At 70.1% G+C, this 16,763-nt stretch carries 12 protein-coding genes; 5 read left to right on the forward strand and 7 right to left on the reverse strand.

The features are described from left to right. Positions 1-3: 3 nt before the first annotated feature. Positions 4-1,035 (forward strand): bifunctional enoyl-CoA hydratase/phosphate acetyltransferase, encoded by a 1,032-nt coding sequence (locus NQV17_RS11170; protein ID WP_257772382.1) that lies wholly within the window; start codon positions 4-6, stop codon positions 1,033-1,035. Next, positions 1,032-2,072 (forward strand): zinc-dependent alcohol dehydrogenase family protein, encoded by a 1,041-nt coding sequence (locus NQV17_RS11175; protein ID WP_124519784.1) that lies wholly within the window; start codon positions 1,032-1,034, stop codon positions 2,070-2,072. Before NQV17_RS11170 ends, NQV17_RS11175 begins: the two co-directional genes overlap by 4 nt. A gap of 72 nt (positions 2,073-2,144) precedes the next feature. On the opposite strand, the gene NQV17_RS11180 is transcribed toward NQV17_RS11175, so the two are convergent. The 6 genes from NQV17_RS11180 to NQV17_RS11205 form a co-directional block, all read right to left on the reverse strand. Beyond that, on the reverse strand, positions 2,145-3,548 hold the full coding sequence (locus NQV17_RS11180) for an MBL fold metallo-hydrolase RNA specificity domain-containing protein (RefSeq protein WP_257772281.1): 1,404 nt from the start codon (positions 3,546-3,548) through the stop codon (positions 2,145-2,147). 176 nt (positions 3,549-3,724) lie between these two features. After that, positions 3,725-3,910 (reverse strand): DUF2964 family protein, encoded by a 186-nt coding sequence (locus NQV17_RS11185; protein ID WP_257772283.1) that lies wholly within the window; start codon positions 3,908-3,910, stop codon positions 3,725-3,727. A gap of 152 nt (positions 3,911-4,062) precedes the next feature. After that, complete coding sequence (locus NQV17_RS11190; RefSeq protein WP_257772285.1) at positions 4,063-5,187, reverse strand: ABC transporter permease; 1,125 nt, start codon at positions 5,185-5,187, stop codon at positions 4,063-4,065. Between the two features lie 2 nt (positions 5,188-5,189). Continuing rightward, positions 5,190-8,003, reverse strand: a complete 2,814-nt coding sequence (gene rbbA, locus NQV17_RS11195) for a ribosome-associated ATPase/putative transporter RbbA (protein ID WP_257772287.1) — start codon at positions 8,001-8,003, stop codon at positions 5,190-5,192. Then, positions 8,000-9,073 carry an HlyD family secretion protein gene (locus tag NQV17_RS11200; protein WP_124645754.1) on the reverse strand — a complete coding sequence of 358 codons (1,074 nt, stop codon included), beginning with the start codon at positions 9,071-9,073 and terminating at the stop codon, positions 8,000-8,002. Before NQV17_RS11200 ends, rbbA begins: the two co-directional genes overlap by 4 nt. Beyond that, positions 9,070-10,563, reverse strand: coding sequence for an efflux transporter outer membrane subunit (locus NQV17_RS11205; protein ID WP_374692691.1), 1,494 nt, complete (start codon positions 10,561-10,563; stop codon positions 9,070-9,072). The genes NQV17_RS11200 and NQV17_RS11205 overlap by 4 nt, the downstream gene beginning before the upstream one ends. A 378-nt stretch (positions 10,564-10,941) precedes the next feature. On the opposite strand from NQV17_RS11205, the gene NQV17_RS11210 reads away from it, so the two are divergent. Together NQV17_RS11210 and ftsH are read left to right on the forward strand one after the other, a co-directional pair. Continuing rightward, positions 10,942-11,589, forward strand: coding sequence for a BON domain-containing protein (locus NQV17_RS11210; protein WP_257772294.1), 648 nt, complete (start codon positions 10,942-10,944; stop codon positions 11,587-11,589). A gap of 210 nt (positions 11,590-11,799) precedes the next feature. Beyond that, entirely contained in the window at positions 11,800-13,707 is a 1,908-nt protein-coding gene (ftsH, locus tag NQV17_RS11215; RefSeq protein ID WP_257772296.1) for an ATP-dependent zinc metalloprotease FtsH, read from the forward strand. 68 nt (positions 13,708-13,775) lie between these two features. On the opposite strand, the gene NQV17_RS11220 is transcribed toward ftsH, so the two are convergent. Next, positions 13,776-15,572 (reverse strand): adenosylcobalamin-dependent ribonucleoside-diphosphate reductase, encoded by a 1,797-nt coding sequence (locus tag NQV17_RS11220; protein ID WP_257772298.1) that lies wholly within the window; start codon positions 15,570-15,572, stop codon positions 13,776-13,778. A 215-nt stretch (positions 15,573-15,787) separates the two neighbouring features. Between NQV17_RS11220 and NQV17_RS11225 the strand changes: the two genes are divergently transcribed. Beyond that, the gene (locus NQV17_RS11225) at positions 15,788-16,723 is read left to right on the forward strand and encodes a 1-phosphofructokinase family hexose kinase (protein WP_257772300.1); all 936 of its coding nucleotides are present in this window, start codon (positions 15,788-15,790) and stop codon (positions 16,721-16,723) included. Positions 16,724-16,763: the final 40 nt, after the last annotated feature.

Raw genomic sequence — 16,763 nt, forward strand, 5'->3', positions numbered from 1 at the left:
AACATGAACCTGAACCTGCATCCGGATCCGTCCGCCGGCGCGTGCCTGCCCGGCCTGTTGCCGCGCGCGGACGGCGAACTGCCCGCCCTGATCGCGCGTGCGCGCCATGCGCCGCCGCTGACGGTGGCCGTCGTGCATCCGTGCGACACGGCCAGCCTCGTCGCGCTTGCCGCGCTCAACGCGTCGCCGTTGGGCGCGTCGATCGAACCGCTGATCGTCGCGCCGCGCGCGAAGGTGTTGCGCGTGGCGAGCGAAGCGGGCGTCGATCTCGCGAAATGGACGATCGAGGACGTTCCCCACAGCCACGCCGCGGCGGCCCGCGCGGTGGCACTCGCGGCGTCGGGCCGCGCCGGCGCGCTGATGAAGGGCAGCCTGCATACGGACGAACTGATGGGAGCCGTCGTCGCCGCGGAATCGGGCCTGCGCACCGACAAGCGCATGTCTCACTGTTTCCTGATCGAGGCGCCGGCGTATCCGCGGCCGTTCATCCTGACCGACGCCGCGGTGAACATCGCACCGGATCTCGCGCAGAAGGCGGCCATCACGCAGAACGCGATCGACGTCGCGCATGCGCTGGGCGTCGCGCGCCCGCGCGTCGCGGTGCTGTGCGCGGTCGAGACCGTCAATCCGGCGATGCGTTCGACGCTCGACGCGGCGGCCCTCGCGAAGATGGCCGAGCGCGGGCAGATCACGGGGGCGCTCGTCGACGGCCCGCTCGCGTTCGACAATGCGATATCGCAGCGGGCCGCGCGCGAGAAGGGGATCGACTCGCCGGTTGCCGGCCGTGCCGACATCCTCGTCGTGCCCGATATCGAAGCGGGCAACATGCTCGCGAAACAGCTCGAATACCTGGGCGGCGCCGCGAACGCGGGCGTCGTCGTGGGCGCGCGCGTGCCGATCGTGCTGACGAGCCGCGCCGACGGCGTCGCCGTCCGGGTCGCGTCCTGCGCGCTCGCGGTGTTGCTGGCGCAAGTCCGGCATGACGCCGCCCCGATGCCTGAACAGGCCCCCCTTTCGATGGAGGAATTGCGATGAAAGCACTCGTGTACCACGGCCCCGGGCGCAAGGCGCTCGAACGGCGGCCCAAACCGGAACTGCAGTCGCCCACCGACGCGATCGTCCGCGTGACGCGCACGACGATCTGCGGCACCGATCTGCACATCCTCAAGGGCGACGTGCCGACGTGCGAACCGGGCCGCGTTCTCGGCCATGAAGGCGTGGGCATCGTCGAGCAGGTCGGCGCGGCGGTCGATTCGCTGAAGCCGGGCGACCACGTGCTGATTTCGTGCATCTCGTCGTGCGGACGCTGCGAGTATTGCCGCCGCGGACTGTATTCGCATTGCACGACCGGCGGCTGGATCCTCGGCAACCGGATCGACGGCACGCAGGCCGAGTTCGTGCGCATCCCGCATGCGCCGACCAGCCTGTACCGGATCCCGGCCGGCGCGGACGAAGACGCGCTCGTGATGCTGTCCGACATCCTGCCGACCGGATTCGAATGCGGCGTGCTGAACGGCAAGGTGCAGCCGGGCTGCTCGGTCGCGATCGTCGGCGCGGGGCCGATCGGGCTGGCGGCGTTGCTGACCGCGCAGTTCTATTCGCCCGCGCGGATCATCATGATCGACCCGGACGGCAACCGGCTCGAGGTCGCGCGGCGCTTCGGCGCGACCGACTGCATCGACGGCCACGGCGGCGACCCGGTCGCGGAAGTGATGAAGCTGACCGACGGCGTCGGCGTGGATTGCGCGATCGAAGCGGTCGGCATTCCGGCGACGTTCGAGATGTGCACGTCGCTCGTGGCGCCCGGCGGGGTCGTCGCGAACGTGGGCGTGCACGGCGTCAAGGCCGATTTGCACCTCGAGAAGCTGTGGGATCGCAACATCTCGATCACGACGCGGCTCGTCGACACGGTCAGCACGCCGATGCTGCTGAAGACGGTGGGCGCCGGGCGCCTCGATCCGGCGCGCCTGATCACGCACCGGTTCTCGCTCGACGACGTGGAAAGCGCGTACGACACGTTCGGGCGCGCCGCGCAGACCCACGCGCTGAAGGTCATCATCGAAATCGGCTGAGTGGCGGGCCGCGCGCGGCGGAAACCGGGTGCTTCCGCCGCCCGTCACGCGCGGCCGGCGCTGCGCCGGCAGTCAGGACGACAGCGCGGTGGGTTCCTGCGTGTTGTTTGATTCAATCGCGTCCAGATCGACGCACTGCTCGTAGGTCGGCACCTCGCACGGCCAATGCAGGCGCTCCGAGATGCGCCGGCGCATCGCATCCGCGGCAGCGGGTTCGCCGTGCGTGACGAAGGTCCGCACGGGCGCGCCCTGCATCGTGCCGAGCCACTTCAGGATCTCTTCGTAGTCGGCATGGGCCGACAGCGTCGTGATCGACTCGACCTGCGCGCGCACGCGCACGTACTCGCCGTGAATCTTCAGCGTCGGCTCGTGCGCGGCGAGCGCCGCGCCGCGCGTGCCGGCGGCCTGGTAGCCGACCAGCGCGATCGTGTTGCGCGCGTCGGGCGCATGGCGGCTCAGGTGATGCAGCACGCGCCCGCCGGTCGCCATGCCGCTGCCGGCGATGATGACCATCGGGCCGTGGTGTTCGGCGATCGCCTTGGACTGCTCGACCGAGCGGATCATCGTGGCCGCGTGGCCGAGCGCATTCGCTTCGGAAGCCGTCAGCCGGTGTTCGAGGATATGGTGACGATAGATTTCGGTCACGTCCGTCGCCATCGGGCTGTCGACGAACACCGGGACGCGCGCCATGCGGCCGGCCGCCTTCAGCCGCGCGATGTAGTGCAGGATCTCCTGCGCGCGGCCGACGGTGAAGCAGGGCATCACGACGACCCCGCCGCGCGCGAAGGTCTTGTCGAACATCCCGGCCAGCTCGTTTTCGGGATCCGACGCCGGATGCAGCCGGTCGCCATACGTCGATTCGACCACCAGATAGTCGGCATGCGCGGGCGGGCGCGGCGGTTGCATGATCGGGTCGTGATACCGGCCGAGGTCACCGGAGAACGCGAGCACCTTGTGATCCCAGTGCATCACGACGCTCGCCGCGCCGAGGATGTGCCCGGCCGGCAGCAGGCGGAACGACAGGGTGCCGCCCAGCGCGGTGCACTCGTCGTAGGCGACGGGTTGCAGCAGGCGCAGCGCGCGCTGCGCGTCGTCCAGCGTGTAGAGCGGTTGCGCGGGATGATGCTTCGAATAACCGTGCCGGTTCGCGAAGTCGGCTTCCTCCTCCTGCAGCCGCGCGCTGTCGCGCAGCATGATGTCGCAGAGTTCGGCCGTGGCCGCCGTGCAGTACACCGGCCCGCGATAGCCTTCGCGCGCGAGCACCGGGAGATAGCCGGTGTGATCGAGATGCGCGTGCGTGAGCACGACCGCGTCCAGCGTGTCGGGCGCGAACGGCAGCGCGCGCCAGTTGCGCAGCCGCAGGTTCTTGGTCCCCTGGAACAGGCCGCAATCGACCAGGACGCGCCGGCCGCCGTGCTCGAGCAGATATTTCGAGCCGGTCACGGTTTCGGTCGCACCGAGAAAAGTCAGTTTCATGGGTTGCCTCCCCGGGAGTCGACGGAACAGTAAGTCGATTACATCCCGAACGCGCGCGCGCCGGTTGACCGAAATCACGAATGGCGGGATTCCGATGACGAACGACGAACGGCTTGAACGCGACGCGTAAGATGCCGCTTGCGATGCCCCGAATGCAATGCGTCCGGGCGGTGCCGCTAACGCCCGGGCGGCGCCGGATCCAGCTGCGCGACGAACGCCACGATGCCCGACACCAGCGTGACGATCGCGTACGGGACGACCCGCTCGTCGATCAGCATCGCATGCACGACGCCGAGCAGCGACGCGAGCGCGATGAATACGCAGAGTGTCGCAAGCGCGTTTCGGTATCGCAGGCCCATCATGACGTTCTCCCGGGAAGCGGCCGCCGTGGACGGCGTTGCCGTCGGCGCATGCCATTGGTTGCGCAAGACATGTGCCATGATCGCGTGCCGCGCGCCGGCACGATTGATCTGTATCAACCGACGAATCCCGGCATCGCGGAATCGACCCCCGCTCAAGTCATCTGACCAATCGTCTTGCGGAACCGCGTCAGCGACAGCAGGAACAGCACGCAACCGATCGCGAACAGCGCCGCGAACTGGGCCCACACCGCATCGAACCCGGCACCGCGATAGAGGATCCGCTGCGCGAGTTCGACGAAATGCGTGGTCGGCGCGGCCAGCATGATGTCCTGCACGACGGGCGGCATGCTTTCGCGCGGCGTCAGGCCGCCCGACAGCAATTGCAGCGGCAGCAGCACGAGGACGAGCAGCATGCCGAACTGCGGCATGCTGCGCACGAGCGTCGCGAGAAAGATCCCCATCGACGTCGTCGCGAACAGGTGCAGCGCCATGCCGGCCACGAACAGCGGCACCGATCCCGGAATCGGCACGTGCAGCGCGCCGCCCACGACGAACGTCAGCGACGCGACGGCCGCCGCCGCGACGACGAGCCCCATCGACCAGACCTTCGCGAGCATGATTTCCGCCGCGGTCACCGGCATGACGAGCAGATGCTCAATCGTGCCGTGCTCGCGCTCGCGAATCAGCGCGGCGCCGGTGAGGATCATCGACAGCATCGTCACGTTGTTGATCAGCTCCATCAGCGCGCCGAACCAGACTTCGTCGAGATTCGGGTTGAAGCGCATCCGCATCGCGAGATCGACGGGCGGCAAGGACGTGCCGCGATGGCGCCGCACGAACGCATCGATCTCGCCCGACACGATCTGCTGGACGTAACCGCCGCCGGTGAACGCCTGCGTCATGCGGGTCGCATCGACGTTCAGCTGGACCGTCGCGTGACGGCCGGCGAGCACGTCGCGCTGGAAGTCCGGCGGAATGTCGAGCGAGAACGTGTAGTCGCCGTTGTCGAGCCCGCGATCGGCCGCGCCGGCGTCGACGAGCGGGGGCGGCGCGAACTGCGGCGGGAAGAACGCCGCCGCGATGCGCGCCGACAGCGGCGATGCATCCTCGTCGACGATCGCGATCGGCACCTTGTGCAGCGTTTCCGGGCGCGCGGTGGCCGCGACGTAGATCGACGCGCTGAACGTGTAGACGATCAGCGCGAGCAGGATCGGGTCGCGGGCGAGGCTCCACAGTTCCTTGACCCCGAGCCGGAAAATGACGAGCAGGCGCGACATGGTCAGCGCTCCTGCTTGCGCAGCAGCACGCCGGTCATGACCAGGATGACCGGCGCGGCCGCGAGCATCGGCCAGAACTGGGACGACAGGTCGGCCAGCCCGAGCGCCTTGTTGTAGACGCCGCGGCTGATCGCGAGCATGTAGGTGGCCGGATAGACGGTGCCGACCCACTTGCCGCTGCCCTCGAGCGACGACAGCGGCGTGAGCAGGCCCGAGAACTGCACGACGGGAATCAGCGTGCCGACGATCGTCATGAAGATCGCGGCGATCTGGCTGCGGGTAAACGTCGAGGCGAACAGCCCGATGCCGGTGGCCACGACGTTGAAGATCAGCACCGCGGCCGACAGCGTCGCGAAACTGCCCTTGATCCGCACGCCGAACACGAGGTCGGCCAGCACGACCATCAGCAGGAAGTTCAGCATGGCCAGCATCACGTACGGCGCCTGCTTGCCGAGCAGGAATTCGGCCCGCGTGACGGGCGTCACGTACAGGTTGACGATCGACCCGAGCTCCCGTTCCCGCACGACGGCGAGCGCCGTCAGCATCGCGGGCAGCATCAGCAACAGCATCGGCATGATCGCGGGAATCATGGCCGGCAGGCTCTTGACGTCCGGGTTGTAGCGATAGCGGATCGCGATGTCGACGGCCGGTGCGAGCGACACGCCGAGCCGGCGCTTCGCCTGGTCGCGCAGCCAGTTTTCGTGCATGCCGGCCACGTAGCCGCGGATCGTCTCCGCGCGCATCGGCATCGCGCCGTCGACCCATGCGCCGATCTCCACGCGGCGGCCGCGCGCGACGTCGCGCGCGAAACCGGGCGGGATCTCGAGCGCGAGCGACAGCCGGCCGTTGCGCATGCGGCGCTCGATGTCTCGGTCGTCCGCGAGTGGCGCGCGCGGCACGAAGTAGCGGGAACCGGCGAGGTTCTGCGCATAGTCCTGGCTCAGGATCGACTGATCGCGGTCGAGCACCGCGAACGTCAGGTTGTCGACGTCGAGACTGATCCCGATGCTGATCACGCACATCAGCACGAGCGAGCCGAACAGCGCCAGCGTCGCGCGCAACGGGTCGCGTCGCAGCTCCAGCACTTCGCGCCACAGATAGCTGCCGGCGCGCGCCGGGCTGAACCATGCCGCCGCACGACCGGCGCCGGCCGCCGCGGGCGGCGCGGCGAGCCAGCCGGCGTCGGACGGCGCATCGGCCGGCGCACCGTCCGCGCCATCCGCTTTCTGCGCGTCGCTCAGGTAGCCGATGAACGCGTCCTCGAGCGTGGCGGCGCCGCGCCGGCGCACCAGTTCGTCGGGCGCGGCGCTCGCGAGCACGCGGCCCGCATGCATCAGCGAGATACGGTCGCAGCGCGCGGCCTCGTTCATGAAGTGCGTCGAAATGAAGATGGTGACGCGATCGTTGCGCGCGAGCTCGATCATCAGCCGCCAGAAGTCGTCCCGCGCAACCGGATCCACGCCCGAGGTCGGTTCGTCGAGGATCAGCAGCTCGGGCTTGTGCACCATCGCCACCGCGAGGGAGAGCCGCTGCCGCATGCCGAGCGGCAGGCGCTCGGGCAGCGCGTCGAGGGCGTCGGCCAGCCCGAAGCGCGCGACCATTTCGGTCACGCGCGCGGGCACGTCCGCCTCCGGCACGCCGAACAGGCGCGCGTGCAGCACGAGGTTCTGCCGGACGGTCAGTTCGCCGTAGAGCGAAAACCCTTGCGACATGTAGCCGACGCGCCGCCGCGTGTCGATGTCGTTCGCGGCGACCGGCCGGCCGAACAGCGTCGCCGTGCCGTCCGACGCGGGCAGCAGGCCGGTGAGCATCTTCATGGTCGTCGACTTGCCGCAGCCGTTGGAGCCGAGAAAGCCGAAGATTTCGCCGCGGCGGATCTGCAGGCTCACGTGGTCGACCGCGACGAAATCGCCGAACCGCATCGTCAGCCCGTCGGCCTCGATCGCGTAGCCGGCCGCCCGATCGGCCTGGAACGGCGCGATCACGACAGGCTGGTGTCCGTGCCGGCGCGCCTCCGGGAGCAGCGCGATGAACGCGGCTTCCAGCGTGTCGCAACCGGTGCGCTCGAGCAGCTCGCCGGGGCTGCCGGTTGCCAGCACGCGGCCGGCGTCCATCGCGATCAGCCGGTCGAAACGGCGGGCCTCGTCCATGTACGCGGTGGCGACCAGCACGCTCATCGCCGGGCGGGCGGCGCGAATGCGGCCGATCAGCTCCCAGAACTGCGCGCGCGACAGCGGATCGACGCCGGTCGTCGGCTCGTCCAGGATCAGCAGGTCGGGATCGTGGATCAACGCGCAGCACAGGCCGAGCTTCTGCTTCATGCCGCCGGACAGCTTGCCGGCCGGGCGGTCCAGGAACGGTTGCAGGCCGGTGCTGCGCGTCAGCGCGTCGATCCTTCGGCGCCGCTCCGCCGCATCGTGGCCGAACAGTCTCGCGAAGAACTGCAGGTTTTCCTCGACCGACAGCGTCGCGTACAGGTTCCGGCCGAGCCCTTGCGGCATGTAGGCGATGCGCCGGCACACGCGCGCGCGATGGCGGCGCGACGACAGGTCGCCGTCGAGCGTCCAGACGCGGCCCTGCTGGATCGCGCGCGCGCCGGAAACGAGCGCGAGCAGGCTCGACTTGCCGACGCCGTCCGGCCCGATCAGCCCGATCATGCGGCCGGCCGGGATATCGAGCGTCACGTCGTCGAGCGCGGCCTTGTCGCCGTAGCGCAGCGAGACGCCGGACAGCCGTGCGACCCAGCCCGGATCGGCCGACACCGGCGCAGCGCCGGTCGCGCCGGCATCCGTCTCGACGGGCGGCGCCGCTTTCATTGCGGCACCCTGATCGCGAGGCGATCCGGCCAGCCCGCGTGCGGGTCGGTCTTCAGCCACGCCACGCCCGGCAACCCGGTCTTGACGAGCTTCAGGTGGCGCTGCAACAGGTCGCGATCGATGCGTGCCTTCACCCGGAACATCAGCTTCTGCCGCTCGGTGGCCGTTTCGACCGTCTTCGGCGTGAACTGCGCGGTGCTCGACACATAGGACACGCGAGCCGGAATCACGTATTCCGGTGCCGCATCGAGCACGATCCGCACGTCGGCGCCGAGCGGGACCCGGCCGACGGCCGCTTCGGGCAGGAAGAACGTCATGTACACGTCGGACAGGTCGACGACGTTGAGCACCTTGCCGCCTGCGGGCAGGACTTCGCCCGACTCGGCAATCCGGTACTGGACGCGCCCGTCGCGCGGCGAGGTCAGTTCGCTATCCGAAAGGTCGGCCCGCACGCGCGCCACGGTCGCCTGCGCGGCCGTCACGGCCGAGCGTGCCGCGACGAGCTGGGCCTGCGTGGCGTCGATCGCGGCCTGAGCGGCTTCCACCTGGGCCCGCGCGGCGTTCACGGTCGCGCGCAGGCTGCCGGCGCGCGCGCGATCGTCGTCCAGTTCCTGCATCGACGACGCGCCGTCGCGCGACAGCGTTTCGGACCGCGCGAGCCGCCGCGTGGCCGCATCCAGCTCGCTTTCCCGCTGCACGACGACGGCCGCGGCCGCGGCCTTGTCGCTGCGGCGCTGCGCGACCTGCGCGTCGATGCTCGCCGCGGTGTTCACCGCCTGCTGCTCGCGCGCCCGTGCCTCGTCGAGCTGCGCCTGCAGGACGACGACGTCCATGCGTGCGAGCGGCTGGCCGGCCGTCACGAAGTCGCCTTCGTCGACGAGCATCGCGGTGACGCGCCCCGGCAGCTTGGTCGCGACGTCGATTTCGGTTGCCTCGATGCGGCCGTTGCCGCTGACGAGCCCCGCGTCCGCCTGGCCGTCGTGCCAGCGCGTCCACCCGTAGTACGCGAGGCCGATCGCAAGCACGGCCGCACCGATACCGATCAGAAGAGGGCGCGGGATGGTTTTCATGGTGTGTTGTCCGAATCAGTCGAAAGGGGCGCCGTTGCCGCGGCAGTCTTGCCGGTGTCGATCATCCCGCCGCCGAGCGCGCCGTACAGCGCGACGCGGCTCGACAGCAGCGCACGACGGGTCGTGACCAGCTGCTGCTCGGCGTTCATCAGGTCCCGCTGCGCATCGAGCACTTCGAGGAAGCGGGTTGCGCCGCTGTCGTAGCGGAGCTTCGCGAGGCGCGCCCGCTCGGCCTGCGACGCCAGCGTGGCGCGCTCGATGGCGACCTGGTCGGCGAGCCAATGGCGCGCGGCGAGCGCATCGGACACGTCGCGGAACGCGCGCTGCAGCGTCTGTTCGTAGCGGGCGAGCGCTTCTTCGCGTTGCGCGCGCGCCAGTGCGAGATTCGACCGGTTGCGTCCGCCGTCGACGAGCGGCAGCGTGACGTTGGGAATCACCGACCACACGCCGGACCCCGACGACAGCAGGTCGTGCAGCGCGCTGCTTCCCGAACCGATCGCACTCGTCAATGCGATGCGCGGAAAAAACGCCGCGCGCGCCGCGCCGATGTTCGCGCGGCTCGCCTGCAGTTCGCGCTCCGCCGCGATCACGTCCGGCCGCCGGGTCAGCAGCGACGAGGGCAGGCCCGGCGCGAGCGACGGCAGCACCGCGCCGTCGTCGAGCGCGAGCGACGTGGCGCCCAGCGCCGGCGGCGCACCGACGAGCAACGCCAGCGCATCGGCCGCCGTCGCGCGGGCCTGCTGCAACTGCACGCCGAGCGATTCCGCCTGCTGCAGCAGGATCTCCGATTGCGTGAGATCGAGGCGCGAGATCGCGCCGGCCGCGTGACGAAGCCGGAAAATCCGCAGCGATTCGCGGCGGGTGTCGATCGTCGCGCGGGTCAGCGCGATGCGTTCGTCGATCTCGCACAGGGTCAGATACGCGTCCGCCACACCGGTGACGACGCTCAGCGTCACCGCCTGCCTGGCTGCGTCGCTCGCGAGGTAGCGCTGAAGCGCTGCTTCCTTCAGGTTGCGCACGCGGCCCCAGAAATCGATCTCCCATTGCGTCTCGGCCAGCTGGACTTCATAGACCTGCCCGATGACGGGCACCGGAGAAAGGAAACCGCCCGGTGTGCGAAACCGCGCGTAGGCCGCGCCCGCACCGATCGTCGGCCATTGATCCGCGCCGCGGATGCCGTACACCGCGCGCGCCTGCTCGACGCGTGCGACCGCCGCGCGCAGATCCCGGTTGTCGGCGAGCGCCTGGCCGATCAGCGCGCGCAGGCGCGGGTCGACGAAGTAAGCCTGCCAGTCGGGCACGGGCGCCGCGGGTGTCGCGTCGGCGGACGGCTCCGGAAAGGACGCGGGAATCGGCGCGGCGGGACGCTCGTCCGGTGGCGCAAGCGACAGGCAGCCCGACAGCAGCCCCATGCCCGCCGCCAGCGCAATGGCACGCATGCGCCGCACGACGGCAGGATGACAGCGAACGGGAGGCGCGGCAGCGCGCATGGAATGCCTCGTCGAATACGGAAATGCGGGAATTCGGGATGGCGCCGCCCGCGGGGCGTCGCCGCTTCGGAGTCACTTATATCCGACGATTACCGGGTTTCCCCTTGATCTGTGTCACTCGGGCGGGGATGCGTTTCGAGGGGCTGCTCGCTTGACGCGCGTGCCGGAGCATGCGTCGGACGCTTTCGCGACGGCGTGCCGGACCGGGCCGCGCAATGCCTGTCACGGGCGGCACGCCTGGTGCGGCAACGTCCGTCGCGAGCCCGTGGTTGATTGATCCTCGTCAAGCCGCCGACGCGGCCGTGCGCGATGCTGAACATGGTGCGGCACGCATTCGCTCGCAGGCATGCGGCCGGCATGGGCCGACGGGAGACCGACATGAAGTCCGATGCAGTACTCAAGCAGGATGTCGAGCAGGCGTTGTTCTGGAATCCGGCGATCGAGGCGCGCCGGATCGACGTCGAGGTTCACGACCGGATCGTGACGTTGCGCGGCACGGTCGACAGCTGGGCCCAGAAGCTCGAGGCGCAGAAGACGGCGCTGCACGTCGCCGACGCGCGCGCGCTGGTGCTCGAACTGAACGTCACCCCGCCGGAGAACGCGTGCGCGGACCAGGAACTGGCGATCGCGATCACGTTCGCGCTCGGCTGGCAGGAGGCGTTGCGCGATCACAAGATCAGCGTCGAGGTCGATCACGGCTGCGTGACGCTCGACGGCGAAGTCGATCATGCGTATCAGAGCCGCGCGGCGGAAGCGATGGTGAGCCGGATGATCGGCGTCGTCGGCGTGGCCAACCGCATCCGGGTGCGTGCCGACCATACGGTGCCCGACGTCGGCGCCCGCATCGCCGAGGCGCTTGCGCGCCGCGCGCAGCGCGAAACCGCGGGAATCTCGATCGACGCAACCGACGGCATCGTCACGCTGACGGGCACGGTCGCGTCGCTGGCCGAAAGGCGCGCCGCGTGTGGTGCGGCCGGGTCGGTGAGGGGCGTTCGGCAGGTCGTCGACCAATTGACCGTCGCCTGACCGGCTTGCCTGCATGGTCCGTTACCAGGAGAAGCCGCGATGAACCGTCCGCATACCGGCCCCGGCCGAAACCATCTGCGCCGCGACAGGCGCATGCAGCCGCATACGAGGGGCCGTCCCGACCGTCGCGACGGCGAGGACATGCTGCGTGCGCACCGGAAGCGCGACGATGCGTGAGCGGATGCTGGCCTGCCGGAGAGGTTCGACCCCGTGAAAAAATCATTCGACTACTCCGGGCTGCTGATTCCGGTCGCGTTCGCCGTGCTGGTCGCGGTTCAACTGCTGGCGCGCCAGCCGGCGTCGACGTCGATTTCCTACAGCGATTTTCACCGCCTGGTGGACGCACGGCTCGTCGACGATCTCGAGATCGGCCCGACGACGATCTCGGGCACGCTGCGCATGCCGCAAGCCGGCGCCGCGCTGCCCGCGTCCGATGCGGCCGGGGTGAAGGAGGCCGGCGCGCCGTGGCGCTTCACGACGAACCGGGTGAGCGACGAAGGGCTGGTCGCCGCGCTGACGACTGCCGGGATTCGCTACCGCGGCGCGACGGATACGGGCTGGATCGGCACGCTGGCGACCTGGATCTTCCCGTTGATCGGCTTTGTCCTGATCTGGAATTTCATGATGCGAAGGCCGGGCGGGATGCGGGATCTGAGCGGCATGGGCAAAAGCCGCGCCCGCGTCTACATGCAGAAGGAAACCGGCATCACGTTCGACGATATCGCGGGCATCGACGAGGCGAAGGCCGAGCTGCAGCAGATCGTCGCGTTCCTGCGCAGCCCCGAACGCTACCAGCGGCTCGGCGGCAAGATCCCGAAGGGCGTGCTGATCGTCGGCGCGCCCGGCACCGGCAAGACGCTGCTCGCCCGCGCGGTCGCCGGCGAGGCGGCGGTGCCGTTCTTCACGATCAGCGGCTCGGCGTTCGTCGAGATGTTCGTCGGCGTGGGCGCGGCGCGCGTGCGCGATCTGTTCGAGCAGGCCCAGCAGAGCGCGCCGTGCATCGTGTTCATCGACGAGCTCGACGCGCTCGGCAAGGCGCGCGGCGTCGGCCTGATGTCGGGCAACGACGAGCGCGAGCAGACGCTGAACCAGCTGCTCGTCGAGATGGACGGCTTTCAGGCCAATTCGGGCGTCATCATCATGGCCGCGACCAACCGGCCGGAGATCCTCGATCCCGCGCTGCTGCGCCCCGGGCGCTTCGACCGGCACATCGCGATCGACCGGCCGGACCTGACCGGACGCAAGCAGATCCTGGGCGTGCATACGAAGCGCGTGAAGCTCGCGCCGGAAGTCGACCTGGCCGAGCTGGCGCAGCGCACGCCGGGTTTCGTCGGCGCCGATCTCGCGAACGTCGTCAACGAAGCCGCGCTGCACGCGGCGGAACTGGGCAAGCCCGCGATCGGGATGGCCGATTTCGACGAAGCCATCGATCGCGCGATGACCGGCATGGAGCGCAAGAGCCGCGTGATGAACGAACAGGAAAAGCTGACCATCGCGTACCACGAGTCGGGACATGCGCTCGTCGCGCAAAGCCGCGCGCACTGCGATCCGGTGAAGAAGGTGTCGATCATCCCGCGCGGGATCGCGGCGCTCGGTTACACGCAGCAGGTGCCGACCGAGGATCGCTACGTGCTGCGCCGGAGCGAGTTGCTCGACCGGCTCGACGTGTTGCTCGGCGGACGCGTGGCCGAGGAAATCGCGTTCGGCGACGTGTCGACCGGCGCGCAGAACGATCTCGACCGCGCGACCGCGCTGGCGCGTCATATGGTGATGCAGTACGGGATGAGCGAGAAGATCGGCCTGGCGACACTCGACGATGGCGCACGCCAGGGCGGGGCGCCGGGCGTGTGGACACCGGGCGACGGCCGCTGCAGCGAGCACACGGCGCAACTGATCGACGAAGAGGTGCGTGCGCTGCTCGAGGAGGCGCACGCGCGGGTCACGGCAACGCTCGGCGCGCATCGCGACGCGCTCGAACGGATCGCGCGCAGTTTGCTGCAGCACGAATCGATCGATCACGACATGCTGGTGGCGCTCATCACGCCGCCGGACGATGACGGCGAGCCGCCCCGGGCGCCGGAAGCCGACACGGAAACGACCACGGGCGTCTCCGCCTGAAGGAGCGATCGGCGCCCGCCATCGCCCCGGGCGCTTGCCCGGACGCTCGCCGCCGCTCATCGTCTCGTTCAGCAGCCGATGCAGACAGGGCCGTCGCGCCGCGCGTGCGACGCGTCATCGGTCACGACCGACCCGAGCCGCGGATCGGGCCGGAAAATCGTGATGCCCTTGAGTCCTTCGCGCCACGCCTGGAAGAACAGCGCGTCGACCGCCGCGAGCGAACACTGGCCGGGCATCGTCACCGTCTTGGAGATACCGGCGTCGACGCACGGCTGCAGCGCCGCGAGCATCGCGACGTGATCGGCCGGCGCGATATCCGCCGCCGTGACGAAATAGCCCGGCAGCCTGACGGTGTCGCCATGCAATGCGCGAAACAGCCGGTAAGCGTGATTCTCCGCACGAAACGGCCGCACCCGCCCGTCCGCGGTGCGGACCATGCGGCGCTGCGTCCAGCCGACGGCCGGCTCGATTCCGTTCGAACAGTTGTCGCAGAACGCGAGGCTCACGCTGCCGGCCGGCGCGAACGACAGCAGGTGGCTGTTGCGCAGCCCGTGCCGCGCGATCGCGTGATGCACCTTCAGCGGCAACAGCGTTCGATACGCGGGGCCGCTCAGATAGGCGGCCGGGTCGTAGGCCGGAAACACGCCGCGCTCGGCGGCAAGCGCGGCCGACGCGGCGAACGCATGCTCTCGCATCGCGAGCGCGATCCTGCGTGCAAGCGCGCGTGCTTCCGCGCTGTCGTAGCGCAGCCTCAGCATCGTCAGCGCGTCGCCCAGCCCGGTGACGCCGACCCCGATGCGGCGCGTGCGGCGCGCCTCGTGCTCGTGCGCGGCGAGCGGCCACTCGGTCAGATCGAGCACGTTGTCGAGCATGCGGACCTGGATGCGCACCGCGTCGGCGAACGTCGCGAAATCGAAGCGCGGCTCGCCGTCGACACCGAACGGGTGCAGAACGAACCGAGACAGGTCGATCGGTCCGAGCACGCAGCTGCCGTAGGGCGGCAGCGGCTGCTCGCCGCACGGGTTCGTCGCGTCGATCCGCTCGTGCTCGCGCAGCGGATTCGCGGCGCGGATCGTGTCGAGGAACAGCAGCCCCGGTTCGGCGCTGTCGCGCGCGGCAGTGACGATCGCGTGCCAGAGCGTGCGGGCCGGCACCGTTGTGTAAAGATGGCGCCCGTCGGGCAGCCGGGGCGATGCGCCGGACGGGCAGGCCGGCGGCGCGTGGTGGAACAGCGCCCACGGCAGGTCGTGCCGGACCGCCTCCATGAATGCGTTCGTGACGCCGACCGACAGGTTGAACGTCGGCCAGCGCGCGCGTCCGCGCTTGGCCGCGACGAACGCGACGAGATCCGGATGATCGCAGCGCAGCACGCCCATTTGCGCGCCGCGGCGCGGGCCGGTGAACGGCAGCGCCCGGCACATCGCATCGAAGCGGTCGAGCGCCGCGCACGCGCCGCGTCCGGACGACAGGCGCCGTTCGTACGCGTCGGCGGGTGGCACCGGCGAGAAGTCGTAGCCGATTCCGCCGCCCATCAGCAGCGTGACCCGGGCGTCGTCGAGCGCATGCGCGAGCGCCGTGTCGAGGGCCTGCACGGGCGCGTCGGCCGGAATCGCGAGCGGATGGACGAAGCAGTTGACCATCGTTCCGCCGTGGTCCGCGCCGGCATTCGCGAGAATGCGGCCCGCGCCGATCGCACCGCGCTGCAGGTTCAGGTAGAACACGCGCTCCACCCGCGCACGGCGCTCGGCCGGCTCGGCGAGCGACAGCGCACGGGCGACGCGATGGAAGACGGCCGCGCGAGACGTGTCGCCGGGCTGTGCATAGCGCTCGGCGAACACGGTGCTGCAAAGCGGCTGCTCGTCCATGGCGGGCTCGGCGACGACGAATGACTCAATGTAGGCGCCTGCCCGAACGTGTCGTTGATCGAACGCAACCGGGCGCTTTCGCGGCACCGCTTGATGGCGGTCAACGCCGCGGCCAGCGTCGAACGTAACGTGGAGCCACGGCCGGCACGCCACGGCGGCCGGGAATCGCCACGCGGGCGCCCGGCGCGCCTGCCATCGACTGCGAGCGACGCACCATGACCGATATCGTTACCGTCACGTTGAATCCGGCCGTCGATGTCTCGACCTCGGTCGAGCACATCGTCGATACCCACAAGCTGCGCTGTACACGGCCGCGGCGCGACCCCGGCGGCGGCGGGCTCAACGTCGCCCGAACCATTCACCGGCTCGGGGGCGACTGCGTCGCGCTGTACCTGGCCGGCGGGCCGACCGGCGACGTGTTGACGCTGCTGCTCGAAGCCGAGCGCCTGCCGGCGGTGCGCGTCCGGATCGCCGGCGAGACGCGCGAGAACGTCTGCGTGAGCGAGACCGCGACCGGGCGCGAATACCGGTTCGTGATGCCGGGGCCGCTCGTCACGCAGGCCGAGTGGCGCGACTGCGCGGCCCGCATCGACGCCATGCAGCCGGCGCCGCGCTATCTCGTGCTGAGCGGCAGCCTGCCGCCCGGCGCGCCCGACGACCTGTATGCGACGCTCGCGCGGACGGCCAGGGCAAGAGGAAGCCGGGTGGTCGTCGATGCGGCGGGCCGGGCGCTGCAAGCGGCCCTCGAGGCCGGCGTTCATCTCGTGAAGCCCAGCCTCGGCGAACTGAGTGCGCTGGCCGGCGAACCGCTCGACGACACGGCGGCCGGCCGCAAGGCGAGCGAACTCGTGGCGCGCGGGCAGGCCGACATCGTCGCGTTGACGCTCGGTGCGCGCGGCGCCTGGGTCCTCACGCGCGATCGCGCGCTGCGCCTGCCCGGCAGGCAGGCAGCGGTATGCAGCACGGTCGGCGCCGGCGACAGTTTCGTCGGCGGCATGGTCTGGGCGCTGGCGCGCGGCGTGCCGTTCGACGACGCGTGCCGCTATGCGCTGGCGGCATCGGCCGCCTCGGTCGAGCATCCGGGCACGGCGCTCTGCACGCGCGACGACGTCGAGCGGATCCATGCCGAACTGGTTGCGCAGGCAAGCTGACGTCCAGGCGGCCCGACGCGTGCACGATCGCATCGACGCG

The sequence above is a fragment of the Burkholderia sp. SCN-KJ genome, from assembly GCF_024656005.1.
Lineage (GTDB): Bacteria > Pseudomonadota > Gammaproteobacteria > Burkholderiales > Burkholderiaceae > Burkholderia.